This is a genomic window from Candidatus Woesearchaeota archaeon, assembly GCA_018675335.1.
Lineage (GTDB): Archaea > Nanobdellota > Nanobdellia > Woesearchaeales > UBA11576 > JABJCP01.
Map to the genome: position 1 here is coordinate 68,409 of JABGYH010000004.1, position 15,036 is coordinate 83,444.

22 protein-coding genes are annotated in these 15,036 nt (G+C 28.9%); 12 read left to right on the forward strand and 10 right to left on the reverse strand.

The features are described from left to right. Positions 1–216 precede the first annotated feature (216 nt). Positions 217–456 (forward strand): hypothetical protein, encoded by a 240-nt coding sequence (locus tag HN587_02730; protein ID MBT7902750.1) that lies wholly within the window; start codon positions 217–219, stop codon positions 454–456. Positions 457–468: 12 nt separating this feature from the next. On the opposite strand, the gene HN587_02735 is transcribed toward HN587_02730, so the two are convergent. Both HN587_02735 and HN587_02740 read right to left on the reverse strand, forming a co-directional pair. After that, entirely contained in the window at positions 469–999 is a 531-nt protein-coding gene (locus tag HN587_02735) for a CYTH domain-containing protein (GenBank protein ID MBT7902751.1), read from the reverse strand. Between the two features lie 72 nt (positions 1,000–1,071). After that, a complete protein-coding gene (locus HN587_02740; GenBank protein ID MBT7902752.1) occupies positions 1,072–2,235 on the reverse strand; it encodes an MFS transporter in 1,164 nt (387 codons plus the stop codon). Between the two features lie 154 nt (positions 2,236–2,389). On the opposite strand from HN587_02740, the gene HN587_02745 reads away from it, so the two are divergent. Next, the gene (locus HN587_02745; protein ID MBT7902753.1) at positions 2,390–2,656 is read left to right on the forward strand and encodes an AbrB/MazE/SpoVT family DNA-binding domain-containing protein; all 267 of its coding nucleotides are present in this window, start codon (positions 2,390–2,392) and stop codon (positions 2,654–2,656) included. Continuing rightward, positions 2,650–2,898, forward strand: coding sequence for a type II toxin-antitoxin system RelE/ParE family toxin (locus HN587_02750; protein ID MBT7902754.1), 249 nt, complete (start codon positions 2,650–2,652; stop codon positions 2,896–2,898). The genes HN587_02745 and HN587_02750 overlap by 7 nt, the downstream gene beginning before the upstream one ends. 1 nt (position 2,899) lies before the next feature. Here the strand turns inward: HN587_02750 and HN587_02755 are convergent, their stop codons facing one another. The 3 genes from HN587_02755 to HN587_02765 form a co-directional block, all read right to left on the reverse strand. Then, entirely contained in the window at positions 2,900–3,799 is a 900-nt protein-coding gene (locus HN587_02755; GenBank protein MBT7902755.1) for an EamA family transporter, read from the reverse strand. Positions 3,800–3,856: 57 nt separating this feature from the next. Further along, positions 3,857–4,612 carry a hypothetical protein gene (locus tag HN587_02760; protein ID MBT7902756.1) on the reverse strand — a complete coding sequence of 252 codons (756 nt, stop codon included), beginning with the start codon at positions 4,610–4,612 and terminating at the stop codon, positions 3,857–3,859. Between the two features lie 92 nt (positions 4,613–4,704). After that, positions 4,705–4,965: a hypothetical protein gene (locus HN587_02765; protein ID MBT7902757.1), complete on the reverse strand. Its 261-nt coding sequence runs from the start codon at positions 4,963–4,965 to the stop codon at positions 4,705–4,707. Between the two features lie 85 nt (positions 4,966–5,050). Between HN587_02765 and HN587_02770 the strand changes: the two genes are divergently transcribed. From HN587_02770 to HN587_02785, 4 genes are all read left to right on the forward strand, one after another. Next, positions 5,051–5,524, forward strand: a complete 474-nt coding sequence (locus HN587_02770) for a tryptophan-rich sensory protein (GenBank protein ID MBT7902758.1) — start codon at positions 5,051–5,053, stop codon at positions 5,522–5,524. Between the two features lie 10 nt (positions 5,525–5,534). Then, positions 5,535–6,071 (forward strand): glycerophosphodiester phosphodiesterase, encoded by a 537-nt coding sequence (locus HN587_02775; protein MBT7902759.1) that lies wholly within the window; start codon positions 5,535–5,537, stop codon positions 6,069–6,071. Positions 6,072–6,260: 189 nt separating this feature from the next. Beyond that, complete coding sequence (locus tag HN587_02780; GenBank protein ID MBT7902760.1) at positions 6,261–6,647, forward strand: hypothetical protein; 387 nt, start codon at positions 6,261–6,263, stop codon at positions 6,645–6,647. Positions 6,648–6,673: 26 nt separating this feature from the next. Then, positions 6,674–7,069 (forward strand): DUF488 domain-containing protein, encoded by a 396-nt coding sequence (locus HN587_02785; GenBank protein ID MBT7902761.1) that lies wholly within the window; start codon positions 6,674–6,676, stop codon positions 7,067–7,069. Here the strand turns inward: HN587_02785 and HN587_02790 are convergent. The 3 genes from HN587_02790 to HN587_02800 all read right to left on the reverse strand — a co-directional run bounded on the left by HN587_02790 (position 7,039) and on the right by HN587_02800 (position 9,071). Next, positions 7,039–7,479, reverse strand: a complete 441-nt coding sequence (locus tag HN587_02790) for a hypothetical protein (protein ID MBT7902762.1) — start codon at positions 7,477–7,479, stop codon at positions 7,039–7,041. The genes HN587_02785 and HN587_02790 overlap by 31 nt on opposite strands. Before the next feature lie 596 nt (positions 7,480–8,075). Continuing rightward, complete coding sequence (locus HN587_02795) at positions 8,076–8,555, reverse strand: hypothetical protein (GenBank protein MBT7902763.1); 480 nt, start codon at positions 8,553–8,555, stop codon at positions 8,076–8,078. A 216-nt stretch (positions 8,556–8,771) separates the two neighbouring features. Further along, positions 8,772–9,071 carry a hypothetical protein gene (locus HN587_02800; GenBank protein ID MBT7902764.1) on the reverse strand — a complete coding sequence of 100 codons (300 nt, stop codon included), beginning with the start codon at positions 9,069–9,071 and terminating at the stop codon, positions 8,772–8,774. A 454-nt stretch (positions 9,072–9,525) separates the two neighbouring features. Between HN587_02800 and HN587_02805 the strand changes: the two genes are divergently transcribed. The 3 genes from HN587_02805 to HN587_02815 all read left to right on the forward strand — a co-directional run bounded on the left by HN587_02805 (position 9,526) and on the right by HN587_02815 (position 11,342). Next, a complete protein-coding gene (locus HN587_02805; GenBank protein ID MBT7902765.1) occupies positions 9,526–10,089 on the forward strand; it encodes a hypothetical protein in 564 nt (187 codons plus the stop codon). A gap of 8 nt (positions 10,090–10,097) precedes the next feature. After that, positions 10,098–10,664, forward strand: coding sequence for a hypothetical protein (locus tag HN587_02810; protein ID MBT7902766.1), 567 nt, complete (start codon positions 10,098–10,100; stop codon positions 10,662–10,664). 87 nt (positions 10,665–10,751) lie between these two features. After that, positions 10,752–11,342 carry a hypothetical protein gene (locus HN587_02815; GenBank protein ID MBT7902767.1) on the forward strand — a complete coding sequence of 197 codons (591 nt, stop codon included), beginning with the start codon at positions 10,752–10,754 and terminating at the stop codon, positions 11,340–11,342. Here HN587_02815 and HN587_02820 read toward each other — a convergent pair. Continuing rightward, positions 11,337–11,744 carry a hypothetical protein gene (locus HN587_02820; GenBank protein ID MBT7902768.1) on the reverse strand — a complete coding sequence of 136 codons (408 nt, stop codon included), beginning with the start codon at positions 11,742–11,744 and terminating at the stop codon, positions 11,337–11,339. The genes HN587_02815 and HN587_02820 overlap by 6 nt on opposite strands. A 526-nt stretch (positions 11,745–12,270) precedes the next feature. On the opposite strand from HN587_02820, the gene HN587_02825 reads away from it, so the two are divergent. Beyond that, positions 12,271–12,750 carry a hypothetical protein gene (locus HN587_02825; protein ID MBT7902769.1) on the forward strand — a complete coding sequence of 160 codons (480 nt, stop codon included), beginning with the start codon at positions 12,271–12,273 and terminating at the stop codon, positions 12,748–12,750. A 103-nt stretch (positions 12,751–12,853) separates the two neighbouring features. Continuing rightward, positions 12,854–13,876, forward strand: coding sequence for a PLP-dependent lyase/thiolase (locus tag HN587_02830; GenBank protein MBT7902770.1), 1,023 nt, complete (start codon positions 12,854–12,856; stop codon positions 13,874–13,876). Positions 13,877–14,520: 644 nt separating this feature from the next. Here the strand turns inward: HN587_02830 and HN587_02835 are convergent. Next, a complete protein-coding gene (locus HN587_02835) occupies positions 14,521–14,754 on the reverse strand; it encodes a DUF2683 family protein (protein ID MBT7902771.1) in 234 nt (77 codons plus the stop codon). Positions 14,755–15,036: the final 282 nt, after the last annotated feature.

Consider the following 15,036-nt stretch of genomic DNA (forward strand, 5'->3'; position numbering starts at 1 on the left):
CTGATTGTAAGCATAAAATTAATAATAATAATAATAATAGTTACAATTATTGCCATTTAAATTTATTTAATTTATAAATATTTCTAAAAAATATTTAATTAGCTTATAAAAAATAAGTAATTTAAAAACACCGTAAAAAAAATAATTTTAATAAAAATAATAGTAAATTATATAATTGCCAACTGTTATTATTTTATCAAAAAGGAGGCACACAAAATGTTTGGACATAGAACCGGCGGATACTTACATAAAGAACTTAAAGAAGCAAAATTTTATTTAGAAAGACTCGCACCACTTCAAGAACCTAAATTAACAAATAGAAACATGGCACTTGGAAGAGTAAAAAATGCTATTGAATTTATTGAACACATAGATAAAAACAAACACCAAATTCTTAAAAAATTAGAACAAGACATCATACAACAACTCGAAGAATTAGATGAACAAAAATCATAAATTTGTTTTAAATTATTTTATTAATTCTTTCCAATGTTCTTTGTAATGGTTAAACTTAGATTCAAAATCTTCTCGGGGAGTAATTGGAATGTTAAGTTCAGAAAATTTGATTTTAAGTAATTCAAGCATATTTAGTTTTTGATCATCATCGCAAAGTTTTTCTAACTCAATAATATATCCATACCCTTTAGTGTAATCAAGACAAACAGTTACGTCTTCCCACTCAAACTGAAATCTTGTACGAAACCATTTAATATCTACTTGATAATTTAATGCAAGAAAAAGTTTTTCTAATTCTTCAAATTGATCTTTTTCAAATTTGATTTCAATCTCTTCGCGATGCGCATCATGAATTTTTCCTTTCTTCATCCAAATCTTAGCACCAAAACTATTTTTTTGAATTCTTAAATCTTCTTCACAATCAAAATAAAACGTTTCTTGATAATCCTCTTTAATCAATTTAGAATTAGATTTAAAGAATGTTAATAGTTCTTCATATTTTTCTTTTGTTATAAAACTTCTTAGTTCAACTTCAATGTTCATAACTGGTTTAAAAAAATTAGAGTTAATAAATATTTCTAGTATTCAACCGCCCAATATTAATCACCCATCAATCTAATGTTTTTTAATATAATAGTAAGAACAAACTAAAAATAAAAATAATACTATTCCTAAAAATGCATAACCTAGTTTGTAAGAATAATTCATAACAAACCCACCAATAAATGCCATAGAAAATTGAAACATCGCAGAGATTTGTTTCATAAATGAAATAATTGTTGCTTTATATTTAGGATTAGGATTGTAGTTTAATAAATAATTATTGATAACTTGATGTCTCCCCCATTGATACCCAACAATAATTGAAAATAACAAACCAACAAAATATGGATTTGAAAAAAAAGCTATTGCAAAAAATAAAAGTGGAAAGAAAAATATCTCAAATAAAAAATGTTGTTTCATAGTAAACTTTTCTTCAATTAAATGCGCGTAGTTTCCCACAACAAACCAAATTAAACGAGACAATCCCATAACAAAACCTAAAAAAATAATTGGATAACCTAACTGATCTAAATAAACAGATCTAAATCCAGAACTACCTAAATGAAAACCAGTGATTGCTCCTGTAAAAATTGCGATTGAAAAAAACTTAAATTTATGTGCATCTTTGAATAATTGTAAAACAGATTTTTGATCTTTCTTTTGAATAGTTTTATGATTGTTAGTATTAACAAAAGTAAATGAAATAAATAAACCAATAAAATCGACAAATAACCAAATCCATAATGGAACAAGAATATTAATACTTGTGAAAAAAGGAAGTAGTACGATTAAAACCACACTAACAACAGAAATATTTGCTGAAAGTTTTCCCATAACTTTAGAAAATTCTTTTTCTCGCTTAAGTTTTTTAAGAGTATCATGCATAAATGCTTCTTTAGTTCCTGATGATAATGAAAGAGATGTTGCCATCAAAATAGATCCTGCAATAAACCAATAAACACTAGATGCAAAAATAAAAAATAATTGAGAACAAATCATTGCAATCTTACTGAAAATTAAAGATCTTTTATGACCAAATACATCAGAAAAATAACCACTAGGAATTTCAAATAAAAAAGAAGTCAAATAACCAATTCCAGTATACAACCCAATTTGTTTTGCAGTAGTATTTGGAAGAGTTAAGAAAAAAATTGAAAGAATGGGAATAAAGTTTCTTCTTTGAGACAGTGCGAAAATAAAAAACTTCCAAAGATTACTTTTGTAGTTGTTATTCATGCCATGCAGTTGAAAAGGTCGAGTTATAAATGTTTTGCATCACCCACTATAATTTCCGGTTTTTTCCACTGAAAATATATTAAGAAGTTTGACTCATATTAAATTTAAGAAATATTTATATACTTGGTAAGATACGTCTTACTTGGTGATATAAATGGAGATAGGTTTAACCAAAATGAGTTCTAAAGGCCAAATTGTAATACCTGTTGAAATGCGCAAAGGATTGAAAGAAGGAGATCAAATTATGCTAATGAAATCTAAAGATAAAATTGTTTTGAAAAAAGCTACTGCAAAAGATCTCAAACTAGCAGAAGATTTAGAGTTTGCTAGAAGAACAGAAGAAGCTTGGAAAAGATATGACAAAGGAGAATTTATTGAAATGGAATATGATGATTTTTTAGAAGAAATAAAAAAATGGTAAAAGCAATCTTAGATCCCAAATTTAAGAAAAAACTATTAAAAATAAAAGATAATTCTTTGAAAGATAGAATCATAAAACAATTAGAAAAACTTAAATTAAATCCCGAATTTGGAAAGCCAATGAGGTTTGCTAGAAAAGGAACTAGAGAACTTCACGTTCAACCTCATAGAATAGCTTACATATATCTCCCAGAAAAAGAAGTAATAATATTCTTAGATATATACCACAAAGACATTCAATAAACTAAGCACCAACTAAAAATAAACCAATAACTAAAAGAATAACTGCAATTATTTTGAAAGTTAAAGTTTTTTTATCTAAATTCTCTTCATACAAATGTGGAAAAAACTTAGAAAGAATAATGACTAAAATTAAAATAAATAATGGCTGAAAATTAATTAATGAAATAACTAAACTAACAGAACCAATACTAATTGCATAACCTATTGAAATAAGTGCTATAATGTTTATGATTTCAGTACTGAAAACTAATTTCCAAGATTTTGATTTAAAATTAATTGCTAATTTTTTAAACTGACACCAATACTTAGGCATAAGAATAATTGTTAATGCACCCACAAAACTTCCTAAACGAATCCAAAAAAAACCATTCCAAAAAGATTCATGTTGATAAACATATTTTTCTAACATATAATAAACATCTAAAAGCACACCTGATAATAACATCAAAAATAATGCTTTACTAACTGTTAATTTTTTTAATGAATCACGTTTAATTGAGATTAATAATCCCCCAATAAGAACCAATCCAAAACCAACATATTGTGAAACTACCAAACTTTCATTAAGAAAAAACTTCGCACCAAACGGAACAATAATTTGCGCAATAAACCACAATAATATAACTGACGATGCATCTTCAAACGACAATGCTTTAAAATACGGCACCATCGCATAAATGTATAAAATTCCAGTTCCTAACGCAATTAATGCAATACTCCAACCAGGAAAAGACATGCCTTTGAATGGAACTAACACAAAAACTAAAAGTCCCACAATTCCTGCAACTGCAGTTAATAAAAAATCATCTTTAATATATTTAGTTCTTAATTTACTATCAACTAAATTACATATTGCCCAAAGGGCTGGAGGAATTAAACCAAATATAAGCCAGGAATTCATTATGAATCAAAAGAATAATGTTAGTTATTTAAATTTAACCCAAGCAAAAATAAAATATTAAAGAGCTGACATGTTTTGTTTAGTTTTTTTTACCATATCATCTAATGCAGTGCCTAAATATTTTGCAGCCAATGCAAATGCTTCTTTTGTTTTTTCAGATTCAGTTAATCTTGCAGCATAATTAATTAAAAATTCTGATGTTGAATACTTTTTAGAAAACCAAGAATCTAAATTTTTGCGCCAGTTAATTACAGGCATTCCTTTTTTTTCAGAAACACTAATTGATACCAACCGATCCAAATGAGCTTTAGGTTCATAATAACACTTTTGACCATAGTTTACAACAGTTCTTTGACTTGGATAATTATTAGATATTTTAATGATAAGTTTTCCTTTATTGATTTGAACAGAATACTCAATAAACTTTTCAACTTCCATAAATTTATTATCTTTAAAAACTTTTTTTGAATCATACACATATCTTAATTGAAAACTCATGCCCTCAACATATCTTAAATGTTCATATGTTTCAAATAATTTAGACTCAAGTTCTAAAACTCTTGATGCTAAAACATTTTCAATTCTATCATCTCTTTCTTGAAAAAATTCTTCAACTGCCCCCGTAACAATTTCAGGAGAATAAACTTGATTTAAAGAATTAACTAAATTAACTAAATTTGACCCCTCTCTTAAATCATCTGATTTACCAGAATCTTTAGAAATAACTTTTCCAATTATTGCCAATTCATCTTCAGGGGTGAGTTTATCTTCAGAAACTAATCTTAGTGGACTTAGTTTAACTATTGCAGTCATCAAAGTAAATATGAACAAAAAATGTTTTAAAACTTCTGAATTAAAACTACGTGATAATAGAACAAATAAGAAAATTATTAAGACAAAAAAAACTATTTGTACTTGAAAATTAATACCATAACCGCAGTCGTACCAACTACTGCAATAACAAAACTTAGAATAATTGGTAATTCTTTTAGAAGAATTCCATAAATTAACCAAACATATGAACCTATGGTAAACGTTGAATAAGTAATAATACTAATATCGTTTGCAGACTTTCTTTTGTAAATTTTATGTGCTTGGATTAAATGCCCAATACTCATAGCAACTCCTAAAATAGTTACTAGAACGCTAAATATAGTTAATAACATGATTCATAATTTATTTGAGTTTAATATAAAGCTTATGTTATTTAGAGCAATAGATTAATATAATAAAACAGATTCAAACTAACTTATGAAATTAAAAATAAATTATGTAAAATTAATATCTGCAATAATACTCTGTCAATTAGCAGGGATTATCGGATCATTATTTACTGCAAATTCTGTTAAAACGTGGTACACCACAATAAACAAACCAATTTTTAATCCACCTAGTTGGATTTTTTCTCCAGTTTGGATTACGTTATTTATTTTAATGGGAGTATCGCTTTACATAATATGGAATCAAGGTTTCAAAAAGAATAAAACAGAAATAACCATATTTGGAATCCAACTAATTTTGAATACTTTTTGGTCAATAATATTTTTTGGATTAAAAAATATTTCACTTGCTTTTGTTGAGATAATAATTCTTTGGATAATGATATTATTTACATTAATATTTTTTTACAAAAAATCAAAAACTGCAGCATATTTGTTAATACCTTATTTGCTATGGGTTGGTTTTGCAACAATACTTAATTTATCAATATTAATTTTAAACTGAGGAGATAACTATGAAGATAGAAAAAATCATTAATGATACATTCAAAGACTCATTTAATTTATTCAAAAAAGAATATGTTACATTCATACTAGGAACATTACTTGCAATACTTCTTTCAGTTTTTGTTATTACAATGCCACCACTAATGTTTGGAGTATACTTAATGGCATCAAAACTTTCTAAAGGCAAAAAAATAGAAATTACTGATGTGTTTAAGGGATTTAGTTATTTCTTTACAAGTTGGGGAATGTTTATTCTTGCAGCAATTGCAATCACAATAGGACTTGTTTTACTAGTAATTCCAGGAATAATACTTATGATTTTATTTCAATATGCAATAGTTATTGCAATCAAAGAAAACAAAGGTGCAATTTCTGCATTAAAGAAAAGTTATGCTGTTGGAAAAAAACATTTTGTATTTTCAGTAGCACTGTGGATTTTATTAATCATATTAAATGGAATTGCTCAAGCAACATATGTTGGAGTTTTGTTAACAATACCATTTTCAGCATTAGTATTAACAACTGCTGCAAGTAAATTAAAATGAAGAAATTAAAGCTCAATAAAAAAGGACATCACGAATTAGGTTTGATTCCTTATTCAATAATCGCAGGAGCAATTGGATTTGTAGTTGTGTTTGGTCAAAAAATTATTGACAAAATAAAAAAAGTTTAACTACTCATTAATAAATACAAATCGAAAGATTTAAAAATATAACTAGCTAAACTATCTTAAAATGGCAGAACCGCAATTAGAATGGAAATATAATCTAGAAAACCGAGGAACTGATCATCCAGATTGGTTTGAAACTTTCACTGCAACTTATAATGGAAAACCAGTTGAATTAACAATTCGAGATCACATGCACCCAATTGCACCAAGGGGAACTCCTGATGGTTTAACATTAAGGTTTTACACTGATGATACACGAACAGATTTTATTGCGTTAACAGCACCTTATGGAACACCTGATGAAGCAAATTTTGTTAAACCACTAAAACCCCAAGGACAAACATCAATGACCCCTGAAGAAGCACCAAACTTAGCAACATTTGTTAGAGATCACAAACCAGTGTTTGAATCACAAAGAGATCTAAGAGAAACTTTTGAACAATATCTTTAAAATATTTTATTAATTCTTTTTTTATCATGTTAAAAACAAAATCTATACTTGCACCAATTGAAGAAAGTGATGGTAGAAGAATTTCTGTAATGTCAAGACATACACTAAATGATGGAATAACTCCTGATGATCGAATCACTTCAGATAAATATGATTCACACCTAACTGCATTTGCACCACCATTAAAATTAGTTGGAGCATATTACAAACAAAGAGTAGACTGGACTGAATTTGAAATGCAATATTTAGAATATTTAAGAACTCCAAAAATGCGAGAACAAGTACGATCATTAGCTGCAGAAAGTTTAGAAACAACAATTACAATTATGTGCATTGAAGAAACGCCTGACAAATGTCATCGAAGATTGCTCGCAGAAGAATGTCTTACATATCAATCAGGATTGCAAGTATTAATAGAATAACCCAAAGAAATCACTTCTTTTTCAAACGAGTATAATAACATTTTTTTTACTGCCAAACACCTTGGTGAAAGTCTCACTTTTTTATTTTTGTGATCAATAAAAATAGGAAAATCTTTACAACAATCAGGTCTAAGATTTGATTTGTGAGCAGAACATTTGTTATCATCTAAACGAGGGCAACCATTAACACTTAAGTCAAACAAATACTCATTAGGACCTATTTCTTTTAATTCTTCAGAGCGAATAAACTTTTCAGAATTATTATCAGTAACTAAATCAACACTTTTATCTCCAAATGATAACGCACCTTTTCTACAACAATAAGCACCACACTCAGTAAAACAAAATACTCCAATTGAATCCCTCGCAGAGTTTGCAATTTTATTTATGTTGATTTGAATATTTTCCATTAAAACTCCTTAACTAATTAAATTAAAGTAAGGATATATTAAATGTTTGTTTTAAAAAAGGATACTGCCTACAGAGTATTTTTTACTAACAATAAATTCAATATTTTTATATAGAACTGACCTCACAATCAAGTTAGGTGAAAAAAATTGAAACAAAAAAGAACATTTTTAGAAATAATTCAACAGCAAAAAATGCAAGAATTATGGGACAATAAAGAAGACGAAGAATGGGAACAGCTCGTTCAGAATTGCTAACTGAAAAGAAGTCTTTGAAAATATAACGCACAAATTATCCAATTTAATTAATTGAACAATTCTAACACTCACTTTCTTATTTTTTCTGATTGAAAGTTTCAAGAATCTTGAATTATTTCGAATTATGTCTGCGTTTTTTCGAATAATTTTTGTCGAGATAATTTAGACATTAGTTTAAATTAGTCAATAAGTAAGTATGAATAAATAAATAATGTGTTGGAATGGTTTCTCCAAGAATATGTGTTTTTACTTAATGCAAGTATGAATGATGACTACAAATAAATTAATTAAAAAGAAATAAAAACAAAAAGATTTGATCAAAAACTAAATAATTTAAATCTTTAATTTCTTACAGGCCCAGGAAATGAATTCTCGTCGACAAGTTTCTGTTTTTGAGTTTGAGAAATCTTCTCATTTTTAATGAGTTTTTGCAATTCTTGAACATATTTCATAGTCAATGTTAAATTGTTAGAAATACATCCATGTGCTTTTTCAAACGCTTGCTCAAGAGTCGTTCCATTAAGTTTATACCCAATAATAACTTTATTGTTGTTTATGTGACTCGTTTTCATTATGAGCGACAATGCAATCCACCTCTTAAGGTAATCATACATCGTTTGACGAGTAATACCTGCAAAAAACGCCATTTCCTCAACAGTCATTACTGCTTTTTCTAAGTTCTTTTCCCTATTCGCAATCTTACTACGTTCATACAACTCAAGAAGACAACGATGCATCTTGTCAGTACTCCCACTCTTTCTTGGTTCAAGTCCCACACGAGACATAACAATTTTAGCAAGTTCCTCGGACGTAGGATTCATGCTCGGTTCATTGTTTTGTAATACTATTTTTGGTTTTTTGAAAGTTATCACCTCTTGTTAGAATTAATAGATATCATAATCGAAAAACTACTATATAAGCTTTTAGTACAATCCCGACTCTCGACGAGTAAATCGCAGAATTCTTTTAATTATTGATTAAAGGTTTTAAGAAATTGAACAATAAAAAAGAAAAAAAATTTATCAAAGATATGTAAACTAAACATCAAGACCTTTCTGCTCTAAAGTATTGTAAACTCGAGCACGATTGTATCTTTGAAGTAAAGTACAATACGTGTTAACAAAAAGCAACGCTCCCCAGTAAAATGCACTGCCAGTGTTGCCATTTGAAACATGCTGAACTAATTCATACGCATTCCAAATTATTTGAGGTGCGTGAATTAATTCATTAAGTCTTGTTCCCACTTCATATTTTTTCAAATCAGATATTGAACGATTAGTACCAACACGATAGTTGGAAGGAACACTTTTACGCGTTAACCTACCAAAAGTATTCATAACTAATTTTTTGAAATATCTAACTCCTAAATATTTATAGAGCTTACCACTTTTTTCAAAGAACTTAGGTTTGAAATATAAGTTGGTAACTTTTCTTACACCACCATTTTCTTCTTCTTTGTGAATTATTTGCTCTAACTGTGATGGATCTTTGATTCCCCCAATAACAGGAGGAGATTCATATTTTATACCTCTCCCAGCATCCCGACCACATTCCCTCTAAAATCTTAATTTGTATTAAACCAAATAAATTATAAAAAGTATTTATGAAAAACTTAGCACTAGAAGGAAAAAACTGAATGAAAATTAGCGAGTTGCGTTTTTCATAGTAAAATTTATAAGGGCTCATTTCTTAATATGAACTGAAAATGAGTGAAAAGTTTTATCAAAGACTTTAACTAAATATTATTGAAAGAAGGGCAAAGGGGATCTTAAATTGAGGAAAATACGAAATATGAAATCAATAGATATATCTGCAACAAAAAAAGGCCTTGATAAAATACTGTTTGAAATTTCAGAAGAATTAGATTTGCGAATAGAATTAGAAGCTCAACAAATTGTTGAAAGGGCCACCACGTCAGATATTTCTAAATTAATTGAATCATATGCACGGAAAATTAATGCAGAAAAACAGTTAGTTTATCTGAGAAATCCTTACAAAACAAGAAAACAAGAAAAAACAAATGAGCCAGATTCGGCATTCGGAGTAGGCGTAATTAGCAGTTCAAGCGCAACATTAGGTTCTGGATTATTTATTTGGCACGTAACACAACTATTAAGTTATGCAATTACCGGCGGACTAGGAATAGGATTGGCAATTGCAGGAATTGCACCCACAATATATCTTAATCACCGAAAAAAGACTCGCGAGAGAATACAACAAAGACAAGACTGGATGGAATCTACAAATAATGTATATAATTTGCACAAACTTCAAGTCGAGCAACAAGCATATCGATTAATGACTCAGTTTGAACAAAAATATGTCAACGATGGAACAAACGAATTAGCCGCATAAAACCAAAAATGGAAATAAAACACCCAATAGCAAAAAATGTCAAAGGACTTGATAAAGTTTTAACCGAATTATATGAAGAATTAGAATTAAGAATCGAGAGTGATGCAAATAGCCTTTGCAAATTAATTCAAGATACACCCAATTCTGAAGCAGCAAAAGAAATCATAAATTCATACGAACAAAGATTAAATGCTGAAAGTGCTGTTTTGAAAGATGCATACCCTCAAGTTAATAGATATGGGGACGATAGAGCAGTTATTGCCACAGGTTGTGCCGCAGTAACCGGACTTGGAACAGTATTTGGAGGAGGAGTTTTTATTGACATACTTACAAATAGTTTTTGGTACGCAGCGTTTGGAGGACTGGGCGCAGGAATTGTCGTTGGAGGCGTAATTGGTTTGATAGGTTTTGGACTTGCAATGTACAGATCAAAAATTAATGAAAGAAAAAAAAGTTGGTTGCATGGCGTAGATAATATTTACAAATTACATCACAAACAAGTAGAACAAAAAGTAAAAGAAAAAATTGTTGAGTTTGAAAAAAGATATGTCGCAGACGGCAAAGATACAACATAATTTTTTTAACAAAATATAAAATTAATAACATCAATTATAATTATTAAAAGAGAGTGAGATTGTAAAAAAAAACACAGAGGGGTAAAAATGTTTAATGCAAGGCCTACAAAAAAAGTCTTAGAATTAATGCGTGAAACTACACGAAAAATAACTAACAAATTAGAACAAAAAATTGAAGACGCGGTTGAAACAATCGTTTTGACACATCTAGATAATCCAGATCAAAGCATTGACGGATTATTAAAAAAATACACTCAAAGAATCTATTCACACAAACAAGGGATGTATAGATTACTAGATATTTCTGATCCTACCAATGAATCCGCAGTACGCGCGAAGATTGAGTTAATTAACTCAGACCAAACTCATGAAGAAACTGAGAAAAAATATATTAGTCAAGCATTAGGTGCATTCGCAACACTTGCCTCAGGACTAATTTCATATGGCTTAGGCGCAGATTTTGCGACATCAAGTATTATTGCAGTACTTACTGGAGCACTAACATATGGCGCAGTCGAATTAGCCTCAGTTCAAACACCATTTGACAATTCAGAAGCAAAATTAGTTATGAATCTTGCTGCAGAAAAAATTCATGAAGTTTATGAATCACATATTAAAACAGTATCAGAAAAAGTTTATGCTCAAATGGAATTACAACACCTCGCAGATAATTCATAAAATTTTTTTATACTTTTTTTTGAAACATTTTTCATCACCATATTTTGTGAAATCTCTGTGATGTGCAGGCTCTTTGAAATCTTTTGGAAGATCTTTATGCTTAATGCCACACCAATGAGTTTCAGTATCAGCAGCAATCTTACATGCATATGCGAAAAGACCATTACCATACCCACAATAAAGACAATTAATTTTCTCATACCATTTTAAGTAAGAAAGTTTGTAACGATCAATCTTAATATATTTTGATCTTGGAACAATTGGAAGGCCATATAACCTAAAACAAAAGTGATGATATATTTCTAAACTAATGTCTAATATAAGAATTGGTAGAACCATACCCCAAATAAATGGTACTGATAAAAAATTTCTAAAATGCATTGGTTTCTTTTTATAGTTCATTCTTGAGTTTCACCCCTGTTAAAAAAAGAATTAAAAACATTTTTATAAATTTTGCTATATAACATTTAAGAATTGATTAAATTTTTTTAGCAGAATCAGATTTAGGCGCTCTGAGAGTAAATTTTTGCAAATTAATGGTTTTATATGGCTAAAAAAGCGTTCTTTTTTCAAAAATTAAGTATTTTTTTAGATTGATCAATTATTCGGCACTATCTCGAATTTTAGATATTTTGAAAAATGGCAAATTATGGAACTATCCCAAATTGCGCATGGAAGTTATGGAATGATGCCCAAAATTTAGGGATTATCGCGACAAATTTAGAAAACTGAGTTTGAGGGGTCTTGATTGGAGAACCCAGGTTTACTGATACGAATGTAGTGTTCGATGCCAATTTTTAGTAGTTAATGAAATTGTTCGAGAAAGTTTCGACAACAATACCCATAATGTTTGGAACAGGAACTAGTGTGGAAAAAATGTAGAAAAATAAGCGAAAGGAATTTATAGTTAAATAGGTTAATAATTTAGATGAAAATCACAAAAGAACAATTACTACCATTTATTCACAAAGCACATAGAAATACATATGCAGCACCAAAAGAAATCAGAGAAAAAAATAAAGTAGAAATAATGAAAGGTCACACCAGTTACCGATATGTTGAAGGAAGTTTAAGTTATGAAGATTCTTATGCAGGACATTTATGGGCTCCAGGCAGAGAAGTTGTATTTTTGAATGACGAACCCATTTGGTGCATGAGTTATCAAGGCAAAGCAAAAGATGGACTTGATGAATGCTTTGTTTCTCAAGTTTATGGATTTTTAAAAAAAGCACTAGATTCTTGCACAGAAGATGTTCCATTCAGAGGACTTCATGGATTTAGTGAAGACGACTTTGAATATAGATTTATTTTCGAAGGAACTTGGGAATACTTTGTTGGACGCGAACAAGTACTTTACAAAGGAGAAGTTGTTTTTTTCCAAGATGTGATGGGAAGCAAAATAATTTAATTATTTCTTAAATGTTTTAAGTCCAACAATATTTAGTTATTGATTAGAAGTTTTAGGCTTAAAAAGACAAATATTTATATAAATAAAATTGGATCTAAACAATATGTCATTGACTAAGAAAGAAGAACAGATATTAAAATCAATAGTAATCGCATCTGAGAATGATCCTAACAACCCAGAGTTTCCAGCAGATGATCCAAAATTTCCTGCAACACCAACATACAAAATAAAAGTTGAAGGTTTTTCTAATATATGGTTAAAAGATGAAAGTCACAATCCAACAGGCACACATAAAGATCGAATGGCTTGGGAGATCATCGTAACCTACCGAGATTTCTTGCTCGCTAAAAAAAGAGGACAAATTAAAGGAAAAATACCTGCAATGTCAATTATTTCTTCAGGAAGCGCTGCAGTTGCAATTCAATCACAATTAAAAAAATATAATTTACCTAATTTGAAAGTACTCGCAGATGCAAATATGAATCCCCAAGTTTTAACGTCTATGAAAAAAATTGGTTGTGAAATCTATGAAACAAATTTAAGCAAAAAATCACTTCATTGGCAAGAAATACTAACACTAACTCACAATCCCAACGGATTTGACATAACTTCAAGCGAAGCACTTGATCCAACCACAAGATTTTATGACTGGCTAAGTTATGAAATAATTAATTCGTCACCTGACTATTGCTTTATCCCATTTGGAACTGGAAATTTATTTGAAAATGTTTTAAACATCAATAAAAAGGAAGTTTCAACGAAAGATCATGATCCACGTTTCAAAGGAAATTTGAAAAAATTAAGAAACTGTCATTTTTTGGGTGCCACAACTAATAACCCAAAATCAAAAGCAGATAAATTATATTCTCCACACTTGCCGTTTGTTCATTTCGACGAGCAATGGATACGATTGTATCGACATGCAGGATTTTGTGGATCAGAATCCCAAGTTCATTTAATAAAAGAAAAATACTTAGATGAAGCTATAACTATTGCTAAAACACAAGGAATTAATTGCGAACCTTCAGGAATTTCTGGACTTGCATTGTTTTTGCAATGGAAAAATAAAGTGCCAAAGAATAAAAAAATTCTAATTGTTAGTACTGGAAAAACTAAGTATCCTTGATTTTTTGATTAAAATATTTTAGCAATGTGTATTTTTTCTATATTGAAAATAATTATTTCTTTAATCAATGCTAAAAGGTTTTAAGACTTAGAAGTTTTTAGCAGAAATTATTGTTTGTTAAATTTAAGTTTTGATTAAAAGTTTTGCATTTTATTTAAGCTAGAACTTTTTGTTTTTGATCGAATATTTTAAGTTTTCTTTGTTGGGATAATGTCGATTATTTGTTTAAAACTTAGTGTCGGATTTTTAGTTTTTTTAGTTAAGATTATTTAATGATCCTGCTGGTTTTATTTCTAAGATTGTTGGAATAATACTAATTGTTATTTGGAATAATATCGACAAAACTACAATCGGAACCATCCCAAAATTTGAAGAAAAAAAGTGAGAGTTACAAATAGATTTCATCATGATGTGCATAGTCACCAAAAATAATTTGTTTATTTTTGTGATCTATAAAGAAAATGAGGACAAAATGGCCTAAGTGAACTCGATTAAATTTTTTCAGATCGTGACGCAGAAATTTATAATTATGAAAAGGATCATTAATTATCCCACAAATCTTTTTTTCTAATTTTACATACTGAGAAATATCTTTTTTCTTGAGTTTAATAATTTTGTTAAATAATTGTTCACTGCATACTTTTTTATATTTCTCGTAATGCTTTCTCGAGCTTTTCGCCAGAAACATATTTTCCTCGCATAATCTTTTTAAGTTTCTTTACGTACTCAGGTCTTAACTCAGGCTCTTGTTTTAATTCTATATACTCAGAAACTAATGCTTCTATAGCTTCACCTTTATCCTTCAACTCATACTTTGCCTTTATTATATTTAACACCCTGTTCGTATTTTGACTTAATTCAACTAAAGCTTGAACCATAATATCACCTTAGTTTGAATAAGTTCAACTTATTTATTAAGTTTTTGATAAATCTAATAGAGTTAGAACTCATTAATTAATTTTCAATAGAAAAAACCGGAAAAAGTGAGTGTTACACCACAAAAAATACAAAAAAATAAGAAAATAAAACTAGAATATAGAACAAACTCAAATAATATAGAAACCAATCACTATTCACCTGAGATAAGATAAGTTATTTAAATATTTTTTCCATAATTTAGCACCATAAATTATATAAATCAGATCCAAGCGCTCCAACAT